2 protein-coding genes and 1 pseudogene are annotated in these 3,327 nt (G+C 42.4%); all 3 read left to right on the plus strand.

The annotated features are described in order from the left end of the window. The coding region (locus HUS62_RS22100; RefSeq protein WP_175081172.1) for a cellulose synthase subunit BcsC-related outer membrane protein at positions 1–956 on the plus strand (956 nt) is incomplete at its 5' end. A gap of 244 nt (positions 957–1,200) precedes the next feature. Further along, positions 1,201–2,631: a peptide MFS transporter gene (locus HUS62_RS22105; protein WP_063527708.1), complete on the plus strand. Its 1,431-nt coding sequence runs from the start codon at positions 1,201–1,203 to the stop codon at positions 2,629–2,631. Positions 2,632–2,746: 115 nt separating this feature from the next. Then, positions 2,747–3,327, plus strand: a pseudogene (locus HUS62_RS22110) (metallophosphatase); the annotation flags it as partial.

Here is a 3,327-nt window from a genome sequence, read left to right on the forward strand (position 1 = left end):
GCCGCTATGGTCAAGGAGCCCTGTGTATTTTTGACTGCCCACTTTTAAGTATAAAACCAAAGCAACAAGGTATGGATGTTGGCCTTGCTTGGCAAAACGAGCAATGGCGCATTGATGTTGGTACCACTCCACTTGGCTTTTTAGTAGAAGATATCGTGTGGGGCGTTAATTACAATGGTGATTTAGGCGACTTTGGTTATGGCGTTACGTTTAATAAACGCCCGGTTACCAGCTCTGTATTATCTTACGCAGGACTTGAAGATGTCTTTACCAACCAAGTATGGGGCGGTGTTAGAGCTACGCAATTACAACTTAGTCTATCTCATGACCTTGGCCTAGATTGGGGTTTTTGGGGCAGTACTAACTATCAAATCTTGCAAGGTAAAAACGTAAAAGATAATCAAAGCTACAGCCTAATGGGTGGCAGTTATTATCGTTATATTCGCGAAAGAAACACCGAATTAAGTCTAGGCCTTAACTTATTACACTGGTCGTACAAGTATAATTTAAGTGAAGAAACCTGGGGACATGGTGGCTATTACAGCCCACAAAACTACTTGGGCGCTTCATTACCTGTGATTTTTGATAAGCGAGTTGGACATAATTTTGTATACCGACTGCGCGCTGGCGTATCTTGGTCAACCACCACGACAGACGAGATCGCGTTTTTCCCGAACGACCCTATTTTGCAAGGCCAAGCAGAGACTCAAACAGCTGTTACGGGTGTTGTACCTTACTTTGAAGGCGATACCAGCAGTGGTTTATCGTATAACTTAGGGGCAAGTTTTGAGTATCGATTCACGCCTCATTGGTTCTTTGGTGGTTACATCAACTTAGATAGAGCTGACTTTTACGAGCCGAATTATGCTCAGCTGTACTTTCGTTATTACTTTAATCCGGTGTATAGCGAACTGGCTTTCCCGGGTAAACCTGTCGTGCCTTATGCAAGCTACTAACTGTCGCATCACAAGGGGCAAGTGTCGCAAGTTCTTCCCCTCTCCATAAGGTCTATGTATACTGTAGCGCACTTGTAGCTAGGATAAGGGTGTGTCCCTTTCCTTCAAGTACAAAACTTGAGCAACAAACCATTATCTTAGCTGCATCAAAAAACATGGCCGCCCGTTCACTAAATAAATACATAGAACGACCAAAGCAAAAACAATAAGGCCTCAAATAAAAACTTAGAGTTAGGAAGTAAATATGAGTTCATTACCTAAAGCAGGTGACTTTTTAGGGCATCCTAAAGGGTTATTCCTGTTGTTCGGCACAGAAATGTGGGAACGATTCGGTTATTACGGCATGCGCGCCATCTTAGTTTTATACTTAGTAGCGCTTGTACAAGAAGGTGGTTTTGGTTGGTCAAATGCAGACGCATTAAGCCTTTATGGTACCTTCACAATGGCTGTATACATCACCCCACTATTCGGTGGTTGGTTAGCCGATAACGTATTAGGACAACGTAAAGCGATTATCCTTGGTGGTTTATTGATGGCTGCAGGCCATTTCACTATGGGTATCCCACACAGCTACTTAGCTGGCCAAGAAGAGAATGTATTCTATATTGGTTTAACACTTCTTTGTATTGGTAACGGTTTATTCAAGCCAAACATCTCAACTATGGTAGGTGATCTATACAAAGAAGGTGATCAACGTCGTGATGGCGCGTTCACTATCTTCTATATGGGTATCAACCTAGGTGGTGCATTAGGTCCTCTAGTTGCGGGTTATGCTGCAGCTGCAATGGGCTGGCAATGGGGCTTCATCGTAGCCGGTGTTGGTATGGTGTTATCTGTACTTTTACAGCTTGCATTAAGCAACAAATACTTAGGGGATATCGGTGTTGTGCCTTCTGCTAAGCTTTCTCAAGCACAGTCTGAATCAAACACTAAAGAGCCACTAACTAAAGTTGAAACTGACCGTATTAAAGTTATCTTTACTATGAGTGTATTCAGCATCATCTTCTGGATGGGCTTTGAACAAGCGGGTGGTTTAATGAACCTTTTCGCTAACGATTACACAGACCGTATGTTACTTGGTTTTGAAGTACCAGCTTCTTGGTTCCAATCTTTAAACTCAATTTTCATCATTGTTTTTGCACCATTAGTTGCCATCATTTGGTTGAAACTTGATAAACGTGAACCAAATTCACCGGTTAAGTTTGCTATTGCACTTATTTTCTTAGCACTTGGTTTCATCACTATGATCCTAGCGCTTATGACACAAGGTCAGGGTGAGCACCTACAAATCAGCATGATGTGGTTAGTTTTATTCTACTTATTCCACACCCTAGGTGAGTTATGTTTATCTCCAATTGGCCTATCTATGGTAAGTAAACTTGCACCTCTACGTTTAGCTTCAATGCTTATGGGTATTTGGTTCCTATGTACAGCGGTTGCAAACAAGATTGCAGGTTTCGTAGGTTCTTTCCTAGGTGAAGGTGAAGAAGCGTTAGACAACGCGATGGGTATCTTCATTGGTTTAGGCGCAACAGCGGTTCTTTCTGCTGTGATCATGTACTTACTAAGTGACAAACTAGTTGCTTGGATGCACGGTGCTGAAGGTCAACACGAGCCACAAACTACTGAGCACATCCTAGCTGAAGAGCTAGAAGTGACAGCTGAAAAGCAATAATACTTATTCCCCGTAGCGCCCGCTGCGGGGAATTTCTCTCTCCCCTATTCCCTCTGCGTCCTCAAAACTGATACTATATTCTGATATTAATTTGGTTTGCAAAGGAACTGAGTAAGTGCGCTCTAACACTCAACTACTGGTCATTATTCTGACTAGCTTATTACTGACAGCATGTGGTGGCGATAAAACAACAAAAGAAGTCGCAACTGTTCCTGATCAGTCTGGTTTAATTATTTCTGTCGAAAATGGCTTATCAGCTGAATTCGCACAAGGCGATGTCACACTTAATGCAATAAGTAACACGGTTACGACAGACACCACGTTTACTTACACTGAAACAGCCGCCTCAAGCACAGATATGGAGCAAGGTATTGTCTCGAGTATTCATACCTTTCGCCCTAATAACCTGATATTTGCTGAGCCATTAAGTTTAGCGATTAAATTACCAGATGAACAAACCAACCTTGCTTTTAGCATAGTGCAGTTAATCGATGAGCAATGGCAAACTCTCAGTACAGAACAAAGCAATGATGGATTTGCAGTCAGTGCTATTACAGAATTTGGTAGCTTTGCTTTAATGTCTCGCACAATTCCTGCAGCCAGTAAAACCATTGGCGAACAATGTAATGACACAGCCAGTAACCAAACAGTGCGCTTTATTCATGTTGCTGATTTACACGCGCGCTTTGGCTTTAA

It is taken from the genome of Pseudoalteromonas sp. 0303, assembly GCF_013349995.1.
Classification (GTDB): Bacteria; Pseudomonadota; Gammaproteobacteria; order Enterobacterales; family Alteromonadaceae; genus Pseudoalteromonas.

Excerpts from the sequence above, each read along its gene's own strand:
- HUS62_RS22105 (WP_063527708.1), top strand. The coding sequence starts at position 1,201 with ATGAGTTCATTACCTAAAGCAGGTGACTTTTTAGGGCATCCTAAAGGG.